20 protein-coding genes and 1 pseudogene are annotated in these 21,404 nt (G+C 74.5%); 7 read left to right on the top strand and 14 right to left on the bottom strand.

Going from position 1 to position 21,404, the window contains the following annotated elements; translation table 11 throughout:
* Nucleotides 1–8: 8 nt before the first annotated feature.
* The 8 genes from ACWEO5_RS06275 to hutH form a co-directional block, all read right to left on the bottom strand.
* Nucleotides 9–683 carry a response regulator transcription factor gene (locus ACWEO5_RS06275; protein ID WP_285740005.1) on the bottom strand — a complete coding sequence of 225 codons (675 nt, stop codon included), beginning with the start codon at nucleotides 681–683 and terminating at the stop codon, nucleotides 9–11.
* 231 nt (nucleotides 684–914) lie between these two features.
* Complete coding sequence (hutI, locus tag ACWEO5_RS06280; RefSeq protein WP_452160644.1) at nucleotides 915–2,081, bottom strand: imidazolonepropionase; 1,167 nt, start codon at nucleotides 2,079–2,081, stop codon at nucleotides 915–917.
* 87 nt (nucleotides 2,082–2,168) lie between these two features.
* Nucleotides 2,169–3,521, bottom strand: coding sequence for a formimidoylglutamate deiminase (locus ACWEO5_RS06285; protein WP_452160646.1), 1,353 nt, complete (start codon nucleotides 3,519–3,521; stop codon nucleotides 2,169–2,171).
* Nucleotides 3,506–4,693: an allantoate amidohydrolase gene (locus tag ACWEO5_RS06290; protein ID WP_452160733.1), complete on the bottom strand. Its 1,188-nt coding sequence runs from the start codon at nucleotides 4,691–4,693 to the stop codon at nucleotides 3,506–3,508. The genes ACWEO5_RS06285 and ACWEO5_RS06290 overlap by 16 nt, the downstream gene beginning before the upstream one ends.
* Before the next feature lie 11 nt (nucleotides 4,694–4,704).
* The gene (hutU, locus tag ACWEO5_RS06295) at nucleotides 4,705–6,408 is read right to left on the bottom strand and encodes a urocanate hydratase (RefSeq protein WP_452160648.1); all 1,704 of its coding nucleotides are present in this window, start codon (nucleotides 6,406–6,408) and stop codon (nucleotides 4,705–4,707) included.
* Nucleotides 6,409–6,567: 159 nt separating this feature from the next.
* Nucleotides 6,568–6,918: a hypothetical protein gene (locus tag ACWEO5_RS06300; RefSeq protein ID WP_452160650.1), complete on the bottom strand. Its 351-nt coding sequence runs from the start codon at nucleotides 6,916–6,918 to the stop codon at nucleotides 6,568–6,570.
* Nucleotides 6,919–7,022: 104 nt separating this feature from the next.
* Complete coding sequence (locus ACWEO5_RS06305) at nucleotides 7,023–7,895, bottom strand: MurR/RpiR family transcriptional regulator (protein ID WP_452160652.1); 873 nt, start codon at nucleotides 7,893–7,895, stop codon at nucleotides 7,023–7,025.
* A gap of 159 nt (nucleotides 7,896–8,054) precedes the next feature.
* The gene (hutH, locus tag ACWEO5_RS06310; protein WP_452160735.1) at nucleotides 8,055–9,617 is read right to left on the bottom strand and encodes a histidine ammonia-lyase; all 1,563 of its coding nucleotides are present in this window, start codon (nucleotides 9,615–9,617) and stop codon (nucleotides 8,055–8,057) included.
* A 100-nt stretch (nucleotides 9,618–9,717) separates the two neighbouring features.
* Here hutH and ACWEO5_RS06315 point away from each other — a divergent pair, with 100 nt between their 5' ends.
* From ACWEO5_RS06315 to ACWEO5_RS06335, 5 genes are all read left to right on the top strand, one after another.
* Entirely contained in the window at nucleotides 9,718–10,113 is a 396-nt protein-coding gene (locus ACWEO5_RS06315; protein ID WP_452160654.1) for a hypothetical protein, read from the top strand.
* A 35-nt stretch (nucleotides 10,114–10,148) separates the two neighbouring features.
* Nucleotides 10,149–10,964 carry a formate dehydrogenase accessory sulfurtransferase FdhD gene (fdhD, locus tag ACWEO5_RS06320; RefSeq protein ID WP_452160656.1) on the top strand — a complete coding sequence of 272 codons (816 nt, stop codon included), beginning with the start codon at nucleotides 10,149–10,151 and terminating at the stop codon, nucleotides 10,962–10,964.
* Nucleotides 10,965–11,051: 87 nt separating this feature from the next.
* Nucleotides 11,052–11,837 carry a Crp/Fnr family transcriptional regulator gene (locus tag ACWEO5_RS06325; RefSeq protein WP_452160658.1) on the top strand — a complete coding sequence of 262 codons (786 nt, stop codon included), beginning with the start codon at nucleotides 11,052–11,054 and terminating at the stop codon, nucleotides 11,835–11,837.
* Nucleotides 11,838–12,179: 342 nt separating this feature from the next.
* Entirely contained in the window at nucleotides 12,180–12,371 is a 192-nt protein-coding gene (locus ACWEO5_RS06330) for a hypothetical protein (protein WP_452160662.1), read from the top strand.
* Nucleotides 12,372–12,493: 122 nt separating this feature from the next.
* A complete protein-coding gene (locus ACWEO5_RS06335) occupies nucleotides 12,494–13,042 on the top strand; it encodes a hypothetical protein (RefSeq protein WP_452160664.1) in 549 nt (182 codons plus the stop codon).
* Nucleotides 13,043–13,633: 591 nt separating this feature from the next.
* Here ACWEO5_RS06335 and ACWEO5_RS06340 read toward each other — a convergent pair.
* The 5 genes and pseudogenes from ACWEO5_RS06340 to ACWEO5_RS06360 all read right to left on the bottom strand — a co-directional run.
* A pseudogene (locus ACWEO5_RS06340) lies at nucleotides 13,634–14,773 on the bottom strand (diguanylate cyclase domain-containing protein); the annotation flags it as partial.
* 181 nt (nucleotides 14,774–14,954) lie between these two features.
* On the bottom strand, nucleotides 14,955–15,659 hold the full coding sequence (locus tag ACWEO5_RS06345; RefSeq protein ID WP_452160666.1) for a hypothetical protein: 705 nt from the start codon (nucleotides 15,657–15,659) through the stop codon (nucleotides 14,955–14,957).
* Between the two features lie 31 nt (nucleotides 15,660–15,690).
* Complete coding sequence (locus ACWEO5_RS06350) at nucleotides 15,691–16,263, bottom strand: endonuclease/exonuclease/phosphatase family protein (RefSeq protein WP_452160668.1); 573 nt, start codon at nucleotides 16,261–16,263, stop codon at nucleotides 15,691–15,693.
* A 90-nt stretch (nucleotides 16,264–16,353) separates the two neighbouring features.
* On the bottom strand, nucleotides 16,354–17,427 hold the full coding sequence (locus ACWEO5_RS06355) for an adenylate/guanylate cyclase domain-containing protein (RefSeq protein ID WP_452160670.1): 1,074 nt from the start codon (nucleotides 17,425–17,427) through the stop codon (nucleotides 16,354–16,356).
* Between the two features lie 202 nt (nucleotides 17,428–17,629).
* Nucleotides 17,630–18,526: a biotin--[acetyl-CoA-carboxylase] ligase gene (locus ACWEO5_RS06360; protein WP_452160672.1), complete on the bottom strand. Its 897-nt coding sequence runs from the start codon at nucleotides 18,524–18,526 to the stop codon at nucleotides 17,630–17,632.
* Between the two features lie 201 nt (nucleotides 18,527–18,727).
* Here ACWEO5_RS06360 and ACWEO5_RS06365 point away from each other — a divergent pair, with 201 nt between their 5' ends.
* Both ACWEO5_RS06365 and ACWEO5_RS06370 read left to right on the top strand, forming a co-directional pair.
* A complete protein-coding gene (locus ACWEO5_RS06365) occupies nucleotides 18,728–20,317 on the top strand; it encodes an acyl-CoA carboxylase subunit beta (RefSeq protein WP_452160674.1) in 1,590 nt (529 codons plus the stop codon).
* Between the two features lie 22 nt (nucleotides 20,318–20,339).
* Entirely contained in the window at nucleotides 20,340–20,540 is a 201-nt protein-coding gene (locus ACWEO5_RS06370; protein WP_452160676.1) for an acyl-CoA carboxylase subunit epsilon, read from the top strand.
* A 281-nt stretch (nucleotides 20,541–20,821) separates the two neighbouring features.
* On the opposite strand, the gene ACWEO5_RS06375 is transcribed toward ACWEO5_RS06370, so the two are convergent.
* Complete coding sequence (locus ACWEO5_RS06375) at nucleotides 20,822–21,241, bottom strand: DoxX family protein (RefSeq protein ID WP_344553171.1); 420 nt, start codon at nucleotides 21,239–21,241, stop codon at nucleotides 20,822–20,824.
* Nucleotides 21,242–21,404: the final 163 nt, after the last annotated feature.

Below are 21,404 nucleotides of genomic sequence, written 5' to 3' on the forward strand. Positions count from 1 at the left end.
GAAGCCGGTCAGTTCTTCTCGAAGCGGAAGCCCACGCCGCGCACGGTGGCGATGTAGCGCGGGTTCGCGGCGTCGTCGCCGAGCTTCTTGCGCAGCCAGGAGATGTGCATGTCCAGGGTCTTGGTGGAGGTCCACCAGGTGGTGTCCCAGACCTGGCGCATGATCTCCTCGCGGGTGACCACCCGTCCGGCGTCCCGCACCAGGACCCGCAGCAGCTCGAACTCCTTGGCGGAGAGGGTGAGCTCCTCCTCGCCGAGCCAGGCGCGGTGCGACTCGATGTCGATCTTCACGCCGTGCGCGCCGGTGGTCAGCTGGTCGACGTTGCCGCGCCGGAGCAGGGCCCGGACCCGGGCGAGCAGTTCGGCCAGCCGGAACGGCTTGGTGACGTAGTCGTCGGCGCCGGCGTCCAGACCGACCACGGTGTCCACCTCGTCGGCGCGGGCGGTGAGCACCAGGACCGGGAAGCTCTTGCCGTCGGCGCGCAGCCGCCGGCAGACCTCCAGGCCGTCCATCTCGGGGAGGCCGAGGTCGAGCACGATCAGGTCGACGTCCTCGCCGAGGCCGGCGCCCAGGGCGGCCGGTCCGTCCTCGCGGACCAGTACCTCGTAGCCCTCGCGGCGCAGGGCGCGGGCCAGCGGTTCGGAGATTGCCGGGTCGTCCTCGGCCAGCAGCACACAGGTCATAGTGGCGATGGTAGACCGCGCGGGGGCCGCTGATCAGGGGACCTGCGGGACGGGCGGGGCTCTCGGGGGCGCCGCCCCCGGGGGGCGTTGCGCTTTCACGGGCATCACCCGCCAGCTCCTTCAATTCGAAGGCAATCTTCGAATTGAACCAATGAAACACATGCTGCACGATCGGGTAGCTTTACCTTCCGCATACCATTGCTGCTCCGCAGCCGGTCCGCCCCGCCGGGGTCAGAGCCTCCTGGCCCCGCCCTGCCAGACCGCGGCGGTCAGCGGGACGCCCGGGCGGTAGGCCAGGTGGACGTGCGAGGGGGCGTCCAGCAGGTGCAGGTCGGCGCGGGCGCCGGGGGCGATCCGGCCGACGTCGGTGCGGCGCAGGGCGAGGGCGCCGCCGGCGGTGGCGGCGTGCACCGCCTCGTCGGGGGTCATGCCCATCTCGCGGACCGCGACGGCGACGCAGAACGGCATCGAGCTGGTGAAGCTGGAGCCGGGGTTGCAGTCGGTGGAGAGCGCGACGGCGGCGCCCGCGTCCAGCAGGCGCCGGGCGTCCGGGTAGGGCGCGCGGGTGGAGAACTCGGCGCCCGGCAGCAGCGTCGCGACGGTGTCGCTCCCGGCCAGCGCGGCGACGTCCGCGTCGGTCAGGTGGGTGCAGTGGTCGGCGGAGGCGGCGCCGAGTTCGACCGCGAGCCGGACGCCGGGGCCGGGGCCGAGCTGGTTGGCGTGCACCCGGGGCCGCAGGCCGGCCGCGACGCCGGCGGTGAGCACGGCCCGGGCCTGGTCGCCGTCGAAGGCGCCGCGCTCGCAGAACACGTCCACCCAGCGGGCGTACGGCGCGCAGGCGGCCAGCATCTCGCCGGTCACCAGGTCGACGTACCCGTCCGGGTCGTCGGCGTACTCGGGAGCCACCACGTGCGCGCCCAGGTAGGTGGTCTCGGCGGTGTGCCCGGCGGCGATCCGCAGCGAGCGGGCCTCGTCGGCGGTGCTCAGGCCGTAGCCGGACTTCACCTCGACCGTGGTGGTGCCCTGGCGCAGCATCTCCGCCAGGTAGCGGGTCAGGTTGGCGTTGAGTTCGGCGTCGGAGGCGGCCCGGGTCGCCGCGACGGTGGTGCGGATGCCGCCCGCCTCGTACGCCCGGCCGGACATCCGGGCGTGGAACTCGGCGGTTCGGTCCCCGGCGAACACCAGGTGCGCGTGGCTGTCCACGAACCCGGGGAGCAGCGCCCGGCCGCCCGCGTCGGTGTGCTCGTCGGCGGCGGGTGCGGCGGCGGCCGGGCCGACCCAGGCCACGGTGTCGCCGTCGACCAGCACGGCGGCGTCGGCCAGCAGGCCGAGCGGGCCGGTGCCGTGGGCGGGGTCGTTGGTGACCAGCGAGCCGATGTTGCTGATGAGCAGGCTCATGAACGCGGGTTCCTTCTGGGGGAGTCGGGCGCGGGCGGGTCCCGGCGCAGGTCCCGGCGCGGGGCGGGTCCCGGCGCGGGGCGGGTCTCAGCGCAGGGCGGCCACCGCGTCCGCGAGCGCGCGGCCGGTCTCCGGGACGAGCCGGTGCACGCCGCCCTGGACGACGTGCCGCCCGCCGACCACCAGGTGGCGGACGTCGGCGGCGGACGCCGCGAACACCGCGGTCTCGGCGCCGAGCACCGGCGACGGCCCGGCGGTGCGGACGGAGTCGAGGGCGAGGACGCAGAAGTCGGCGAGCGCGCCCGGCTCCAGGCGGCCGGCCTCGGGCCAGCCGAGCGAGGCGTGGCCGTCCGAGGTGCCGGCGCGGAGCAGGGCGCCCGCGGTCCAGTGGCCGCGGGTGCGGGTGCGCAGGCGTTCGTCGAGTTCGAGGGCGCGGGCCTCCTCGAACGGGTCGATGACGGCGTGGCTGTCCGAGCCGAGGGTGATCGGGCAGCCCGCGGAGGCGAGTTGCCGGGCCGGGCCGATGCCGTCGGCGAGGTCCCGTTCGGTGGTGGGGCACATGCAGACGGTGGTGGAGGAGTCGGCGAGCAGCCGGACGTCCTCGTCGGTGAGGTGGGTGGCGTGCACGGCGGTGGTGCGCGGGCCGAGGACGCCGTGGTCGGCGAGCAGCCGGGTCGGGGTGACGCCGTGCGCGGCGAGGCAGGCGTCGTTCTCGGCGGTCTGTTCGGAGAGGTGGACGTGCAGCGGGGCCCGGCGGGTCGCGGCCCAGTGCGCGACGGTGCCCAACTGCCCGGCGGGGACGGCCCGGACGCTGTGCACGGCGGCGCCGATCCGGGCGTGCGGGCGGTCGGTCAGGGCGGCGGCGCGGTCGGCCCAGGCGTCCGCGTCGCCGTCGGAGAAGCGCAGTTGGGGCTCGGTCGGTTCGGCGCCGAAGCCCGCGGACAGGTAGCAGGTGTCGAGCAGGGTGATCCGGATCCCGGCCCGGGCGGCGGCCTCGATCAGCGCCTCGCCCATCGCGTTCGGGTTCGCGTACCGGGTGCCGCCGGGCCCGTGGTGCAGGTAGTGGAACTCGCCGACGGCGGTGATCCCGGCGAGCGCCATCTCGGCGTACACGGCGGTGGCGAGCGCCAGGTAGCGGTCGGGGTCGAGCGCGGCGGCGACCTTGTACATGGTGTCGCGCCAGGTCCAGAACGTCCCGGAGCCGACCTGGGCGGTGGAGCGCAGCGCCCGGTGGAAGGCGTGCGAGTGCGCGTTGGCCTGGCCGGGCAGGGCGAGCCCGGCCAGCCGGACCGCCCCGGCGGGGCAGGGCCCGCTGCGGGGGGTGACCCCGGTGATCCGGCCGTCCGGGCCGGCGGTGATCAGCACCTCGGGCTGGACGGCCGGGCCGTTCGGGTGCGGCAGCCAGGCGTGTTCGACCCAGTACGTCACGACGGACGGCATGCGAGGTCCTCCAGGACGTCGGCGAGGGCGCGCACGCCGGTGTGGCAGTCGGCCCGTTCGGCGTGCTCGGCCGGGGAGTGCGAGACGCCGGTGGGGTTGCGCACGAACAGCATGGCGGTCGGGACGGCGGATGCCAGGATCCCGGCGTCGTGTCCCGCGCCGGTCGGCAGGACGGGGGCGTTCAGCAGGGCGGCGAGGCGCTCGCGCAGCGGGCCGTCGAAGTCGACCACCGGGGTGTACGACTCGCGGGTGAGCTCGACCCGGACGCCGTCGCGTTCGCCGCGCTCGACGGCCGACTGCCCGATGCCCTCGACCAGCCGGCCCAGGGTGTGCTCGTCGGGGGCGCGCGAGTCCAGCCAGCCGCGGACCAGCGAGGCGACGGCGTTGGTGCCGTTGGGTTCGACGGCGACCTTGCCGAAGGTGGCCAGCGCCCCGGCGAGCCGGGCCTTCTTGCGGGCGGCGAGCACCGTGGTGGCGTAGGTCAGCATCGGGTCGCGGCGGTCGGCCAGCAGGGTGGTGCCCGCGTGGTTGGCCTCGCCGTGGAAGTCGAACCGCCACCGGCCGTGCGGCCAGATCGCGCTGGCCACCCCGACCGGCTGCCGCTCGGCGAGGAAGCGCCCCTGCTCGACGTGGAGTTCGACGAACGCGCCGATCCGGCCCAGCAGTTCGGGATCCGGCCCGATCAGCGCCGGGTCGTGCCCGGCCCGCTCCATGGCGTCGGGCAGCCGCACCCCGTCGGCGTCGCGCAGCGCGTGCGCGGCCGCCCGGTCGAGCGCGCCGGTGGCCAGCCGGGAGCCGACGCAGGCGACGCCGAACCGGGCGCCCTCCTCGTCCGCGAAGTTGACGATCCCCAGCGGACGGGTGAACTCGGCTCCGCGCGCACGGAGTTCGTCGTACGCGGCGAAGGCGGAGATCACCCCGAGCGGACCGTCGTAGGCGCCGCCGTCCGGGACGGAGTCCAGGTGCGAGCCGGTGACCACGGCGTTCCCGGCGGCCGGGTCGCCGTGCCAGGCCCACTGGTTGCCGTTGCGGTCCGTCCGGCACGCCAGGCCGCGGGTCCGGGCCTGCTGCTCGAACCAGGCCCGGCACTCGGCGTCCGCGGAGTTCCAGGCGTGCCGCCGGTAGCCGCCGGTGGCGGCGGAGCGGCCCACCGGGAGCAGCTCCGCCCACATCGCGTCGAAGCTCACCGCTCGTCCACGGGGCCGTGCTCGTCCACGGGGCCGTGCTCGTTCATCGGGATGCGCACCCCGCGCTCCCGCGCGACCTCGGAGGCCCGGTCGTAGCCCGCGTCGACGTGCCGGATCACGCCCGTGCCGGGGTCGTTGGTGAGGACCCGGCGGATCTTCTCCCCGGCCAGCGCGGTGCCGTCGGCGACGGTGACCTGCCCGGCGTGGATCGAGCGGCCGATGCCGACGCCGCCGCCGTGGTGGATCGACACCCAGGAGGCGCCGGAGGCCACGTTGACCATGGCGTTGAGCAGCGGCCAGTCGGCGATCGCGTCGGAGCCGTCCAGCATCGCCTCGGTCTCCCGGTACGGGGAGGCGACCGAGCCGCAGTCCAGGTGGTCGCGGCCGATCACGATCGGCGCGGACAGCTCGCCCGAGGCCACCATGTCGTTGAACCGCTCGCCCGCCTTGTCGCGCTCGCCGTGGCCGAGCCAGCAGATCCGCGCGGGCAGGCCCTGGAAGTGCACCTTCTCCTGGGCCATGGTGATCCAGCGGTGCAGCGACTCGTTCTCCGGGAACAGGTCGAGCACGGCCTTGTCGGTCCGGTGGATGTCCTTCGGGTCGCCGGAGAGCGCCGCCCAGCGGAACGGGCCCTTCCCCTCGCAGAACAGCGGCCTGATGTACGCCGGGACGAACCCGGGGAAGGCGAACGCCCGCTCATACCCGGCGAGTTGCGCCTCACCGCGGATCGAGTTGCCGTAGTCGAAGACCTCCGCGCCGCGGTCCTGGAAGCCGACCATCGCCTCGACGTGCCGGGCCATCGACTCGCGGGCCCGGGTGGTGAACTCGGCGGGCTTCTCGGCCGCGTAGGAGGCCATGTCCTCGAAGGCGACGCCGGTGGGCAGGTAGGCGAGCGGGTCGTGGGCGCTGGTCTGGTCGGTGACGACGTCGATCGGGGCGTCCATCGCGAGCAGCTGCGGCAGCAGGTCGGCGGCGTTGCCGAGCAGGCCGATCGAGAGCGGCCGCCGCTGGTCCCGGGCCTCGACGGCGAGCTGCAGCGCGTGCTCCAGGCCCCTCGCCTCGACGTCGAGGTAGCGGTGCTCGATCCGGCGGGCGATCCGGGACGGGTCGCAGTCGATGCAGATCGCCACGCCGCCGTTCATCGTGACGGCCAGCGGCTGGGCGCCGCCCATGCCGCCGAGGCCGGCGGTCAGGGTGACGGTGCCCTCCAGGGTGCCGCCGAACTTCTTGTCCGCGACCGCCGCGAAGGTCTCGTAGGTGCCCTGCAGGATGCCCTGCGTGCCGATGTAGATCCAGGACCCGGCGGTCATCTGCCCGTACATGGTGAGCCCGAGCGACTCCAGCCGGCGGAACTCCTCCCAGTTCGCCCAGTCGCCGACCAGGTTGGAGTTGGCGATCAGCACCCGCGGCGCCCACTCGTGGGTCTGCATCACGCCGACCGGCCGGCCGGACTGCACCAGCATGGTCTCGTCCTGCTTCAGCCCCCGCAGGGTGCGCACCATCGCGTCGAAGGAGCGCCAGTCCCGGGCCGCCTTCCCGGTGCCGCCGTAGACCACCAGCTTGGACGGGTGCTCGGCCACCTCCGGGTCCAGGTTGTTCATCAGCATCCGCAGGGCCGCCTCCTGCTGCCACCCCTGCGCACTGAGCCCGCTCCCCCGCGCCGCGCGGACCTCGCGCGGGCCGCTCGTCTGCTCTGCCATGGGCCAGCCTCCCTGCCGGATGCCATTCATTCACGATCAACGAGACTGAATATATCCAAACAGAACCACGGCGACCAGAGCCCGCGCGGGAGCGCGCGTTCAGGGGCTCACGAGTGCGCGCGTTCAGGGGCCCGCTCTCGGCGATCCCCTGAGCGGGCGTCAGGCCGCCTCGTCGCCGTCCCAGTCGATGCCGATCTCGGCCAGCCAGCGGCGGTCCGCCGCGTCGGGCTCGGGGGTCGGCTGGCCGGGGCGGGCCGGGGGGCGCGGGATGTGCTGGACCGGGCCGACGCCGTAGCGGGCGGCGGCCTGGTCGGCGGCGTCGGCGGCGTCGCTGCCGGGTTCCAGGACACCGATGTGCACGGCCTCCTCGTCGCCGGGGTCGAGGACGACCAGTTCCGGGTTGGGCGGGCGGCGCAGCGCGATGCGGCGGCCGCAGAGTGGGCAGGACCATTCGTCGGCCCCGGAACCGAGCCGTCCGGTGAGTCTCATCTGGTGGATCGGCGGTGGCATGGGACTTCCCCCGTCCGAGCTGTCGTTCTCCCTACCCAGAGGGATGCCCGCTCAGTACCCGTCGTCAACCCGACGAAAAGGTGTCATTCGGCAAACAACAGGTGTCAGTCCAGGAAGAGTTGACGGGACGTCGCGGACTGCTCGATGGATTCCAGCCGGGCTTCGGCGCCCGGCAGCTCGTCGCACATGGTCTGCAGCAGGACGCGGCCGAGCATCATCGGCGCGCACGCGGTGTCGAAGACCAGGCCGGTGCCGACGGCGGCGGGCAGCAGCACGTCGGAGAGCTTGGCGACGGGGGCGAACGCCGAGTCGGCGACGGTGAGCACGGTCAGGCCGCACTCCCGGGCCACCGCGAGGGCGTCCATCAGCTCGCGCGGGTAGCGCGGCAGGGCGAAGCAGAGCAGCGCGCTGGCCCCGGCGTCGGCGGCCTGCTCCAGCCGGTCGGCGAGCATCGAGCCGCCCTCGTCGAGCAGCCGGACGTCGGGGTGGACCTTGCTCGCGAAGTACGCGAAGCCGTGGGCCTGCGCGGAGGCGGCCCGCAGGCCGAGCACGGGCAGCGGGCGGGAGGCGGCCAGGATCCGGGCGGCGCGGACGATCGGGGCCGGGTCGGCGAGCAGTTCGGCGAGGTGCCGCAGGTGCTCGATCTCGGCGAGGACGGCCTGCTGGTGCTCGTTGCGCACCACCTCGTGGTGGCTCTCGGGCGTGCCGGAGTCGCCGACGCCGAGTTCGCGCAGCTGCTTGCGCAGCGCCGGGTAGCCGTCGTAGCCGAGGGCGACGGCGAACCTGGTCACCGAGGGCTGGCTGACCCCGGCGAGTTCGGCGACCTCGACGCTGGACAGGAACGGCGCCTCGGTGGCGTGCCGGACCAGCGAGTGGGCGATCCGCCGCTGGGTGGGGGTCAGCCGGTGGCCCTCGAAGAGCTGGAGCAGCCGGGCGGAGGGCCCGGCGGTGGTGCCGGTCTCGTCCAGGGCGGTCATGTGCGGTACCTCCACGCTCGGTTGGGCGGTCGCCGGTGGCTTCGACGGTGGGACGACTGTGGCGCAGTCCCGGCAGGTGGGCAATCGCGTATCGACTGGCGGGACGGGCGGGTCCGGAGCGTGCTCCGGCGGGTGCGCCCGCCCGTCCCGGCCGGGGAGTCAGGCGAGTGGTCCGGTGACCTCCTGCACCGCCTCCAGCAGGGCGCCGGAGGCGACCAGGGCGGCCGCGGCCTCCAGGTCCGGGGCGAGGAAGCGGTCGCGGCCCGGGCCGCCGACCCCGGCCGCGCGGGCGGCGGCGACGGCGGCGGCGGTCGCCGGGGCGAGCACGCCCGGCTGCTCGGCGGCCTGCTCCCGGATCTCCAACGCCCGCGCGGCGGCCACGAGTTCCACCGCGAGGACGCGGCCGAGGTTGTCCACCGCGCGGCGCAGCTTGCGGGCCGCGGACCAGCCCATCGAGACGTGGTCCTCCTGCATCGCCGAGGACGGGATGGAGTCCACCGAGGCGGGCACCGCCAGCCGCTTGTTCTCGCTGACCAGCGCGGCCTGGGTGTACTGGGCGATCATCAGGCCGGAGTCGACGCCCGGGTCGTCGGCCAGGAAGGCGGGCAGGCCGTGCGAGCGGGCCCGGTCGAGCAGCCGGTCGGTGCGCCGCTCGGCGATCGAGGCCAGGTCGGCGGCGGCGATCGCCAGGAAGTCCAGCACGTAGCCGACGGGCGCGCCGTGGAAGTTGCCGTTCGACTCGACCCGGCCGTCGGGGAGCACCACCGGGTTGTCCACCGAGGCGGCCAGCTCCCGTTCGGCGACCAGCGCGGCGTGCGCCAGGGTGTCCCGTCCGGCGCCCGCGACCTGCGGGGCGCAGCGGATCGAGTACGCGTCCTGGACCCGCGGCGCGTCGTCCTGGTGGTGGCCGGTCAGGCCCGAACCCCGCAGCACCGCCAGCATGTTGGCCGCGGCGGCGGCCTGCCCGGGGTGCGGGCGGATCGGGGCGTGCAGTTCGGGGGCGAGCACCTTGTCGGTGCCCAGCAGCGCCTCCAGGCTCATCGCGGCGGTGACGTCGGCGGTGGTGTAGAGGCGGCGCAGGTCGGCCAGCGCCATCAGCAGCATGCCGAGCATGCCGTCGGTGCCGTTGATGAGGGCCAGGCCCTCTTTCTCCAGCAGTTCGACGGGGGCGATCCCGGCCTCGGCGAGGAGTTCGCCGGCCGGCCGCTCCGCCCCGTCCGGGCCGAACGCGGTGCCCTCGCCCATCAGGGCCAGCGCGCAGTGCGAGAGCGGCGCGAGGTCGCCGGAGCAGCCCAGCGAGCCGAACTCCCGCACCGCCGGGGTGATTCCGGCGTTCAGCAGCGCGGCCATCGTCCCGGCGACCAGCGGGCGCACGCCGGTGCGGCCGGAGGCGAGCGTCTTCATCCGCAGGAACACCAGGGCCCGGACCACCTCGGTCTCCACCACCGGCCCCATGCCCGCCGCGTGCGAGCGCACCAGCGAGCGCTGCAGCTGCGCCCGCAGCTCCGGACTGATGTGCCGCACGGCCAGCGCGCCGAATCCGGTCGAGACCCCGTACACCGGGCGCGGTTCGGCCGCCAGCGCGTCGATCCGGGCCCGGGCCGCGGCCATCTCGGCGAGCGCGTCCGGCCCGATCTCCACCCGGGCCCCGCCGCGGGCGACGGCGAGGACGTCCTCGGCGCTGACGTCGGCCTTGCCGACCCGGACGACGACACTGTGCATATCCATATGCACAATCTCATCAGGTGAATGGCAATGTGACAAGCAGGGTGGCGGACCGTCCCGCTATCCTTCGCGCACGCTGGCGAACGGGGAGGCGGCGATGGACACCGACAACGGCAGACTGATGGTCAAGGTGCCGAAGCAGGGCCGCGGGAAGTACCGGGTCTACACCGGCCGCACCGTCCTCGACTGGGCCAGGCCCGGCGGCAACACCCCGTTCGTGCTGCCTCCCGGCATCCACCGCGTCCAGGTCCGACGGGGGCTCGACCGCTCCAACACCGTGACCGTGGACGTCCCTGCCGCCGGAACGGTGCAGGCGGAGGTCCGCGGCACCTGGTTCGGGCCGGCCGTCCTGCTGGCGGGAGCGGCGGTCCTGTTGCTCGTGGGCCGCCTCGGGTTCGACGGTTCGCCCTGGTCGCTGCTCGCGTGGCTCCCGCTGCCCCTCGCCACCCTCCTGCCCGGCACCGGGGTGAGGCTCCGCGTCGCCGAAGCCTGACGGGTGGTTGACTGGCCCGCGGAGGTGCGAGACGCATGGCGCGGGCGACGGAACGACGACGAGTGGTGCGGCTGGACGGGGACGGGCGCTCCGTGCGGCCCGACAGCCTCGCGGCCGAGGAGCCGCTGGAGATCCGGATCGGCGGCGAGGCGCTGACCGTCACCATGCGCACCCCCGGCCACGACTTCGACCTGGTCGCCGGGTTCCTGGTCGGCGAGGGCCTGGTCGGCGCCATCGAGGAGCTCGCCGCGCTGCGCTACTGCGCCGGGACGGACGAGGACGGCGCCAACACGTACAACGTCGTCGACGCCACCGTCCGCGGCGCCCGCCCCGCGCTCTCCGCCCACCGCAACCTGCTCACCACCAGCGCGTGCGGCCTGTGCGGCCGCGACACCGTCGACGCCGTCCGCACCCGCTCCCGCTGGGACGTCGCCCCCGACCCGCTCACCGTGCCCGCCGCCGTCCTCTACGACCTCCCGGCCCGGCTGCGCGCCGCCCAGCGCGCCTTCGACACCACCGGCGGCCTGCACGCCGCCGGGCTCTTCGCCGCGGACGGGACGCTGCTGTGCGCCCGCGAGGACGTCGGCCGCCACAACGCCGTCGACAAGGTGGTCGGCTGGGCCCTGCGCGAGGGCTGCCTCCCGCTGACCGGCCACCTGCTGATGGTCTCCGGCCGCGCCTCCTTCGAACTCACCCAGAAGGCCGCCCTGGCCGGCCTCCCCCTGCTCGCCGCCGTCTCCGCCCCCTCCTCGCTGGCCGTCGACCTGGCCGAGGAGCTCGGCCTCACCCTGGTCGGCTTCCTGCGCGACCGCGCCGCGAACGTCTACACCCGCGCCGACCGGATCTCCTGAGCGCACCGGCGGCCCCGGCCGGCTTGTTCACAGCGGGCTCACCCCTTTGGGAGCATGGGGATCCAGGGCCAGAGCGCGGAGGTGTGCATGGGTACCGATTCACCGCCCACCGGTGACGCCGCACCGCCTCCCGGCCCCGGGGCCCGGAAGCCGGCCTCCCGCTGGCCGGCCGGCTCGTACCTGGGGCTGCTGTCCGCCTCCTCCCACCAGGCCCTGATGCTGGCCGGAAGGGTGGCGGTCCACTCCGCCGGCGAGGTCCTCCTGCGGGAGGGGGAACGCGCCTCCCACCTCTTCCTGATCGAGGAGGGGCTGGTCAAAGTGACGTCGACGACGGAGGAGGGGCACGTCAGCCTGCTCGCGATCCGGGCCGCGGGCGACGTGGTCGGGGAACTCGCCGCGGTCGACGGCGCGCCCCGCTCCGCGACGGTGACCGCCGTCGGAACGGTGCGGGCACGCGCCATCCAGCACAGCGAGTTCGTCCGCCTCTTCCGCCAGGAGCCGCAGATCGCCCTCGCCCTGGTGGCGGCCGTGGCCGGCAAGTTGCGGGCGGCCACCCGGGCGCGGGTGGACACCGGCGGCTACCCGCTCCAGGTCCGTCTGGCGCGGGCGCTCGTGGAACTCGCCGAGACGTACGGGGAGCCGACCGAGAACGGGGTCGCCATCACGGTCCCGCTGAGCCAGGAGGACCTGGCCGCGCTCATCTCCTCGTCCATGGCCGGGGTGACGCGGTCGCTGCAGCAGTTCAGGAAGAACGGCCTGATCGACACCAGCTACCGGCGGCTGACCGTGCTCGACCTGGACGCGCTCAGCGATCTGGCGGTCCTGCCCCACCCGGCCCGGGACGGATCCACCGGGTCTCCGGCCACGGCCTAGCCGCGCTACGCGGAATTGACGACGGCCCCGTAGACGCGCGTAGGTGGAGCCGCGGGCTACCACCCCCGCGGCTCCACCTACGTCCTCGCTGCGGAGGGCTCGGCAAGAGGACCCGGCGACAGCCTGATCAGGGTAGATGCGGGTGCCGGGGCAAGACCTGCTCAAAGTAGAGGGTTTGACGGCCTTTCTGCGGTCCGTCCCGATCTGCCGGAAGCCCTGGAGCCCGCCGCTCCCGGCTCGTAGCGTTCTCCTTGCCGGTCGTCCCCGAGAGGTGGCGCCTCCTACCAAGGCGCCCGGGGTCCGTCGGCGCAGGGCTCGGCAAGCAACCCTCCGGGAGGCAGTTTGAACACCCACGTGTGGACCGCGGCGATCGCCGCGGTGGTCGCGCTGACCGCGCTCGGCCTGGCGGCCTTCGCCGTCGCCAGGGTGAGCGGGAGCGCACCGCTCAAGGTGGCGGTCGTGATCACCGCCCTGACCGGCTTCGTCGCCGCGCTCCCGCCGCTCATCTCGGCCTTCACCTCCTTCATGGCCTAGCGGTGGCCGGTCAAGGGCACTCGCCGCCCGGGGGCGGCAGCGCGGGGGAGCGCCTCAGGCAGTCGCCGCTCCCCCGCGATGCCGACCGCACCGCGGCGGCGGTGCCCCTGACCCCGGGGCGGTTGCACACCGAACCGTTCCGCCTGCTGCGGGAGTTGGACCTCCCGGTCGAGGACCTGCTGATCGCCGGCAGTGCCCCGCTGTACGTCCGGGGGCTGCGGGACCGGATCGGCGATCTCGACGTGGTGGCGAGGGGCGAGGCCCTCCGCCGGGTGCTCCTGCTCGGCGAACCCGAACGGGCCCCGTTCGACAGCGCCGTCTCCGTCCGGCTGATGGGCGGACGCCTGGAGATCACCGACAGCTGGTTCGCCGGCATGTTCGGCCCGGTGGGAGAACTGTTCGACCGGGCGGAGCGGGTCGGTGGCCTCCGGTTCCTCACCCTCGCCGACACGCTCGCGTGGAAGCGACGGCTCGACCGGCCGAAGGACCGGCTGGACCTCCGGCGGGCGGCCGAGTGGGTGGAGCGGAACAGGCCGCCCAGGCACCAGGGCGGAGTCGGCCGCGGCGCGCTGCCGGCCGCCGACCCCGCCGGCTGCAAGGCCCGCGGCTCCAAGCGGGCCGATCTTCGCAGCGGCCGCGCCCCCGTGGGTGACCGGCGTCGAACGCCGTGACCTCCCCGGTCCCGCGCCCCGGTGGTGCTCCCGCTACGCCGGGGGCGGTGAGCTGGGGCCGGTGAGGGCGACGGCGACCAGGGCGCGCAGGGCGGGGGCGGTCTGGGTGAGGGGGAGGGTGGATTCGTCGGCGAAGAGTTCGAGGAGCCAGCCGCCGGCCGGGTTGGAGCCGCCGGCGGCGACCATCGCGCGGTAGCCGGAGACGACCATGACGGCTTCCTCGGCGGCGTCGTTGCCGGGGGCGCCGGCCCGGAGGGTGAAGGAGCCGCCGGTGACGGTGCGGGAGGTGAGGGGGTAGTGGCGGAGGTCGAAGACGGCGTCGGGGGCCTCGATCTGGGCGCGCTGGGTCTGGGCGCGGGAGCTGGCGGGGCCGCCGGTCATCCGGTAGACGGCGTGCCGGGCGGTGCGCATCAGCGGGGAGCCGGGCGGCACGTAGGAGATCCACCAGCCGACGGCGTTGAGCAGCCGGGCGGCGGTCTCGGCGACCAGGGTGAGCCGGCCGAGGGTGTCGGCGGGGTGGGTGCCGCCGCCCTGGTCGAGGGCGCCGAGGACGGCGGTGAGGAGCTGGCCGGGGTCGGCGCTGTGCGCGGCGCCGCGGAAGCGGCGGCGGTCGCCGTTCGGCCGCCCGCCGGGGGCCTTGCGCCGGGGGTCGGCGGCGTCGACGAGCTGCACGGTCGGGTCGGGGGCGTACGCGGGGCCGTGGCTGCGTCCGGCGACGACGGGGTGGGCGGCGCGGCCGGCCTTGGCCCGGTACTGGGCGGCGTCAGCGAGCCGGAACAGGCGGTCGGGGGTGGTGACCGGGCCGATCGAGTCGCCGGTGGAGGCGATGCCGCAGGCGACGCCCTCGCCGTCGGTCAACTCCAGGGCGCGGGCGCAGAGTTCCTCGGCGACGGCGACCACCTCGTCGGCCGACTGGCCCTCCGCGAGCAGGCAGAACTCGTCGCCGCCGAGCCGGGCGGCCAGGCTGCCGGGGAGCTTGGCGGCGGACAGCGACAGCTGGTGGGCGAAGCGTTCGAGGAGGCGGTCGCCCATCTCGTGGCCGAGCTGGTCGTTGACCCGCTTGAGGCCGTTGACGTCGCAGACCACCAGGGAGACCACCGCGCCGTCCCGGTTGTGGGCCTTGAGCGCGGCGTCGAGCCGGGCGTCGACGGCGCGGCGGTTGGCGAGGCCGGTGAGGGCGTCGGTGAAGGCGAGGCGGCGCAGGTCGGCGACGCGTTCGGTCTGGGCGAGGCCGGCCGAGACCTGGGCGGCGAGCAGGGTGGCGTACTCGGCGTCGGCGCCGGTGAAGACGGGCATGCCGGTGCCGCGGGCGAGGTAGAGCTCGCCCCAGGCCTGGCCGTGCAGGACGATCGGGGCGACCAGGCAGCAGCCGCGGCCGCGGCGGCGCAGTCCGGCGGCGCGCTGGCGGCAGAAGGCGCCGGAGCCGTGGTCCTGCCGGCCGGTGTACGGGCCGACGTCCTCGGCGGTCTGGGTCCAGGCGCGGGGCAGCCGGCCGGTGGTCCAGTGCTCTTCGAGGTAGGTGACGATCTCGGGGAAGTCGGCGACGGGGTAGGACTCGTCCTCGGGCAGTTCCTCCTCGCCGGGCGCGAGTTCGCCGTGGTTGACCAGCACCCGCAGCCGTCCGGACTCGCGGTCCCAGACCGAGACGGCGGCCATGGTGGCGCCGAGCGCGGAGACGGCGCGGACGGCGGCGGCCCGGACGGCCTCCAGCGGGGTCAGCGCGCCCGCCATGTCCTGGGCGAGTTCCACCACGGCCTGCAACCGCAGGTCGGGTGCCGCCGCCTCGAACGAGGCCCGCTCGTCCATGGTCGCCTCACTCACCGTTAGCCGTCCTCCTGCCCGCGTGGCCTTTCGTCCAGACTAGGCCGGTCCGTCCGGTTTTCGGCCGAGGCGGGGCGTCCGGGCGCTCCGCTCAGCGGGCGGGGTCCAGCCCGGCCACGGCTCCCAGCCGGTCCACCAGCCGGTCCGCCGGGAGGGCGGGCAGCGGGGAGCGCCGGGGCAGCAGCGTTCCCGGCTCGGTGAACACCTCGACCGGCGTCGGCAGGTGCGGCCCCTCCAGGACCATGCTGACGGTGGGCCGGCCGGGCAGCGGCAGCACCCGGTGGTGGAGGGTGTGCGACATCAGGTACCGGCTGCCCCGGGTGAGGTCCGCCTCGAACACCCGCTCCAGGGTGCGGACGCCGAGCGGGGTCATCCGGTACGAGGCCCCGTCGGCGGCCCGCCGGTACCGGTACCCGAGGAACTCGGCGCCGTCGGCCGCCGGGCGGTACTCCTGGTGCCGGTAGCCCCCGGTGAGGATCTCCGCGGCGAAGTCCCACCGGTGGTTGTGGACGTTCTCCTGGGGCGCGTCCGGTGCGGCGTCCGCGTCCCACACGTGCAGTCGCAGGCGGAACTCCGCCCCGACCAGCAGCACGATTTTGTCGAACCCGTTGGGGTGCCGCACCGACCGCGCCCGCACCTGGGCGAACCGCCCCTCGTCGCGCGCCAGCGCTCCCAGCAGCTCCCGCAGCACCACCGGCCGGGTCACTCCGCCGAGCGCCTCGGCCAGCGCCTCCCGCCGTCCGGCCGCGTACTCCCTTGCCCGGGCGGCGAGTTCACCTTCCACCTCGACGATCACCGCTCCCCCTCCTGCCCCTCCGTCAGCTCCGTCAGCCGTCGGCCGGCTCCGGCCGGTCGGCTCCCGCCGTCCGGTCGGCCCCGGACAGCAACTCCTCCAGCCCGTCGACCGCGTCCGGTCTCCCGGCCAGCAGCCAGTGGCGCGTCCCGTCCGCCCCCAGCCGCCCGTGGAAGGGCCGCCCGGAGAACTCGCGGAGCGTCAGCCCGGTCTCGGCGGCGATCAGCGCACCGGCGTACAGGTCGATCTCGCCGATCCCGTAGCCGACCAGTCCGTCGATGTCGCCCCGGGCGAGCATGCTCCAGCAGGTGAGCGGCGCCCAGAGGTCGAGCACCCGGTGGGCGTGCCGGGCGACCCGGGCGCGCACCACCCGCCACTGCGCGCCCAGCGCCCGGGCGATCAGCTCCGCCTGGCCCGGCCGGCCGTCGTGGTAGGCGTGGGCCTCCTGGAGGCAGAGCACGTCGGGCCGCGCCCGCCGCAGGTGGTGGATGTGGTGGTCGAGCCGGGCGGGTGCGCCCTTCCGGTGCGAGGCGCCGAGGATGCCGCCGCCGATGTTCCAGGTGCCCAAGGACAGCGGGAACTCCCGCGGTCCGGGACCGTCGCCCATGTACCCCCCCTTCGGCCGCCACCGGCCCGAGGCGGTGGGGTGAATCAAGGCTAGGGGACCGGGCGGCCGTGCGTCATCGGGGCGCGCGACTCATTCGGGGCTGCCGGGCGGGACGCGGGTGAGCAGCCAGGGTTCGACCAGGCCGAGGCCGCGAACGGGGCGGCGCCACATCGGCTGGAGGTTGAAGCGGTGGCCGGGGGCGGGTTCGCTCTCCGGGAGGCTGGCGGTGCCGTGCTGGTCGAGCGCGGCGGCGAGTTCGCCGTCGACCAGGACGGCGTCCTTGGGGGCGATCGAGGTGAGCCGGGAGGCGAGGTTGACGGTGGTGCCGAAGACGTCGCCCATCCGGGAGGTGACGGTGCCGAAGGCCATGCCGACCCGCAGGGCGGGCATGTTGTCCTCCTTGGCGAGGGTCTCGACCAGGGAGAGGGCGATCTCGGCGACGGTGGCCGGGTCCTCGGAGACGAACAGGATCTCGTCGCCGAGCGTCTTGACGACGCGGCCGCCCTGGCCGGCGATCAGGTCGGAGCAGGTGTTCTCGAAGCCCTCGACGAGTTCGCCGAGCTCCTCCTCCTCCAGCCGGCGGGAGAGCCGGGTGAAGCCGACCAGGTCGGCGAAGGCGACGGCGAGCCGGCCGGAGGTGACCTCGTGGTCCTCGGCGGCCTGGACGACCCGGCCGGTGACGGCGGCGAGCTGGCGGCGCCAGACGTAGACCAGGAACTGCTCCAGTTCGGGCAGCAGCAGTTCGACCAGCGGGTAGGCGACGTCGGAGCGGCTCATGCCGGGTTCGACGGGCTGGGTGAGGTTGTCGAGGAAGGTGTCCATCTGCCAGCCGGCCAGCCGGGCGGTGGTCTGGCCGGTGGAGCGGGCGACCTGGATCGCCATCGGTTCGCTGAGCAGCCCGGACTCGATCAGGCCGGCCAGCCGGCGCAGCGCGATCACGTCGTTGTCGGTGAGGGCGCGGGACTGGCCGATGTCGGGGAAGCCCATGGCGCGCCAGAACCGGGTGGCGAGGTCCATCGGGACCTCGGCGGCGCGCGCGGCCTGGTACGGGGTGTACTTGCGCGGCGCGTCGAGGATCAGCCGCTCCAGGTCGGTGGCGACGGTGGTCTCGTCCCCCGTCGCGCCGCTGCCGGAGCCCGTCGTGGCGCCGCCGTTGTCTGTCACCGGTCCGTCCCCGTGCGGCCGGGCCGCACTTGTGTCTTGCCGTCCTGGAGGTGCGGGCACGCGACCACCGCGGGGGTAGTGGCGAGCCTCACACCGCTGCCAGGTGGAATGTTCGCACGGAATCGCGTAATCCGGGGCATCCGCCCGGCAGCCGGTCGGTCGGTCCCGCAGGGTGAGACCGACGCGTCCCGGGCGGCCGGTCTCAGTCCTGCGGGCGCACGTGCACCACGTCCCCGGCGGCGACGGGGTGCCGGGCGCCGTCGGGGGTGCGCACCACCAGGCGGCCGTCGCCGTCCACCGCGACGGCCTCGCCGAGCAGTTCGCGCTCCCCGGGCAGTTGGACCCGCACCTGCCGGTTCAGCGTGGTGCAGCGGGCGGTGTACGCGGGCAGCAGGCCGCTGGCGTGCGGGTCGCCCGCGGCGGCGGTCCACTCGCCGTACAGTTCGGCGAACTCGCGCAGCACCGCGCGCAGCAGGGTGGGCCGGTCGGTGGTCTCGGCGCCGGCCAGCGCGAGCGAGGTCGCGGTGGGGACGGGCAGTTCGTCGGCGCGCAGCGAGACGTTCAGGCCGAGGCCGGCCACCACGGCGCCGCCGGACAGTTCGGTGAGGATGCCGCCGAGCTTGCGCTCCTGCCCGTCGACGACGGCCTGCAGGTCGTTGGGCCACTTCAGGCCGGTGCGCACCCCGGCGATCCGGTCGAGGGTGGCGGAGACGGCGGTGCCGACCAGGATCGGCAGCCAGCCGTAGCGCTCCATCGGCACGCCCTGCGGGCGCAGCAGCACCGACAGGAACAGCCCGGAGCGCGGCGGCGCGTTCCAGCGGCGGTCGAGGCGGCCGCGTCCGGCGTGCTGCGACTCGGCGACCAGCACGGTGCCCTCGGGCGCGCCGTCCTCGGCGCGGGCGGCGAGGTCGGCGTTGGTGGAGCCGGTCTCGCTCACCACATCGAGTGAGGTCCACAGCGCCCCGGGGCGCAGCAGGTCGAGCCGCAGGGCCCGTTCGTCCAGCGGCGGGCGCTCCAGGTCGGTCCACGGGGAGGGGCCGCCGTGGCCGAAGCCGCGCAGGCCGGAGCGGCGGGGACGGGGGCTGTCGGGAGTGGTCACCGGACCAGCCTAGGCCGCCGCACGGACGCCGCACGCCGCTTCATCGTCCCGCAGAACGCGCGGTGGGACGATGTGGCGATGGCCATAACCACGCGTGCCGCCGCGCTGGTTACGCTACTCAACGGTAGACCGCAGCGCCGCCCTGCCCGCACCCCTCGCGCGCCCGGGCCGGCGGCCGAGGACGCAGGGAGAGCCCCCCGAATGACCCAGGCACCGCAGGACCCGCACACCACCGCCGGGAAGCTCGCCGACCTGCGCCGGCGGATCGACGAGGCGGTGCACTCCGGCTCGGCCGCGGCGGTCGAGAAGCAGCACGCCAAGGGCAAGCTGACCGCCCGGGAGCGGATCGCGGAACTGCTCGACGAGGGCTCCTTCGTGGAGTTCGACGAGTTCGCCCGGCACCGCTCCACCAACTTCGGCCAGGAGAAGAACCGCCCGTACGGCGACGGCGTGGTGACCGGCTACGGCACCGTGGACGGCCGCCAGGTCGCGGTGTTCGCCCAGGACTTCACGGTGTTCGGCGGCTCGCTCGGCGAGGTGTTCGGCGAGAAGATCGTCAAGGTGATGGACTTCGCGCTGAAGACCGGCTGCCCGATGATCGGCATCAACGACTCCGGCGGCGCCCGGATCCAGGAGGGCGTGGTCTCGCTCGGCCTGTACGGCGAGATCTTCCGGCGCAACGTGCACGCCTCCGGCGTGATCCCGCAGATCTCGCTGATCATGGGCCCGTGCGCGGGCGGCGCGGTCTACTCCCCCGCCGTGACCGACTTCGTGGTGATGGCCGACAAGACCTCGCACATGTTCATCACCGGGCCGGACGTGATCAAGACCGTCACCGGCGAGACCGTGGACATGGAGGAACTCGGCGGCGCCCGCACCCACAACACCAAGTCCGGCAACGCGCACTACCTGGCCGCCGACGAGAAGGAGGCCGTCGAGTACGTCAAGGCGCTGCTCTCGTACCTGCCCTCCAACAACCTCAGCGACCCGCCGGCCTACCCCGAGGAGGCCGACCTCACCGTCACCGCCGAGGACCTCGAACTCGACACCATCGTCCCGGACTCGGCGAACCAGCCGTACGACATCCGCCGGGTGATCGAACGCGTCCTGGACGAGGGCGACTTCCTGGAGGTCCAGCCGCTGTACGCGGGCAACATCGTGATCGGCTTCGGCCGGGTCGAGGGCCACCCGGTCGGCGTGGTCGGCAACCAGCCGATGGACCTGGCCGGCTGCCTGGACATCGCCGCCAGCGAGAAGGCCGCCCGCTTCGTGCGCACCTGCGACGCCTTCAACATCCCGGTGCTGACCTTCGTCGACGTGCCCGGCTTCCTGCCCGGCACCGGCCAGGAGTGGGACGGCATCATCCGGCGCGGCGCCAAGCTGATCTTCGCCTACGCGGAGGCCACCGTGCCGCTGATCACCGTCATCACCCGCAAGGCGTTCGGCGGCGCGTACGACGTGATGGGCTCCAAGCACCTCGGCGCCGACCTCAACCTGGCCTGGCCGACCGCCCAGATCGCCGTGATGGGCGCCCAGGGCGCGGTCAACATCCTGCACCGCCGGGAGATCGCCGCCGCCGAGGCGGAGGGCCTGGGCGAGGAGCGCCGCGCCGAACTGCTCGCCTCGTACGAGGACACCCTGCTCAACCCGTACCTGGCCGCCGAGCGCGGCTACGTCGACGCGGTCATCGCGCCCAGCGAGACCCGGCGGCACATCGTCCGCGGGCTGCGGGCGCTGCGCGGCAAGCGGGAGGCGCTGCCGCCCAAGAAGCACGGCAACATTCCGCTCTGATTCCCGAAGGGACCCCTGCGCCATGACCCCCATTCAGGTGCTGCACGGGCAGCCGACCCCCGAGGAGCTGGCCACCGTCCTGGCGGTGGTCCAGTCCCGGGCCGCGGGCCGGGCCGCCACCGGCCCCGCCCGCGGCCCGGCCTCCGCCTGGACCGCCCGCACCCCGCGCCCCCTCCCCGCCCCGGGCCCGCACGCCTGGCGCACCAGCCTCTGGCCCAGGTGAGAGAGCGCCACCAGGGGCTCGGGGAACGGCGAGAGCCCCGCCAGGGGCTCGGGGAACGGCGAGGCCGTGGCTGCGAGAGGTTCACTGCCGTTGCGCGCATCGGCTTCCGGTTCGGTTACTGCACGCAGCAGCACGGACCTCCGATGGGCTCCGGCCGTCAGCAGCATCGACCCGCCGTTCCCCGGGCCCCTGGTGGTGCAGGCCCGTCTGCCGACAGTTCCCCGAGCCCTGAATGCGCGTTCCGCCGTTCTTGCCCGAGCCGCCCGGCGGGGGCTGTCCGCCTAGGACTTCTCGGCGCCGGTGAGCGCGAAGCTGCCCGGGCCGAGGACGACGATCAGCAGGAAGGCCCAGCAGAAGAGCACCGAGGACTCGCCGCCGTTCTGGATGGGGAAGAGCGCGTTCTCCTGGTGGACGGTGAAGTAGGCGTAGGCCATCGAGCCGGAGGCGATGAACGCGGCGATCCGGGTGCCGAGTCCGAGCACGACCAGGGAGCCGCAGACCAGCTGGATGACCGCGGCGTACCAGCCGGGCCAGGTGCCCGCCTTGATGCTGCCGCCGCCGTACGCGCCGCCGAGGACGCCGAACAGCGAGGCGGCGCCGTGGCAGGCGAAGAGCAGGCCGACCACGACGCGGTGCAGCGCGACGAGGTGGGGGCGGACCGCGGCAGTGGTGGTTCTCGCCGTGGTGATGAACTGGGACATGGTTTGTCTCCTCAGCCGAAACCAGTGGGGTGGTTCTGGAGCTGTGCTCGTGCCCTGACCATGTGGGGTGACATGGCGTCGGGCACGGGAGCAGGTCGGCGGCCGCACGCCGCCGATCATGGACCCGACAATCCAATTGCTCTATTGCAGGGAACGCGGGCCC

The organism is Kitasatospora sp. NPDC004272, assembly GCF_053603035.1.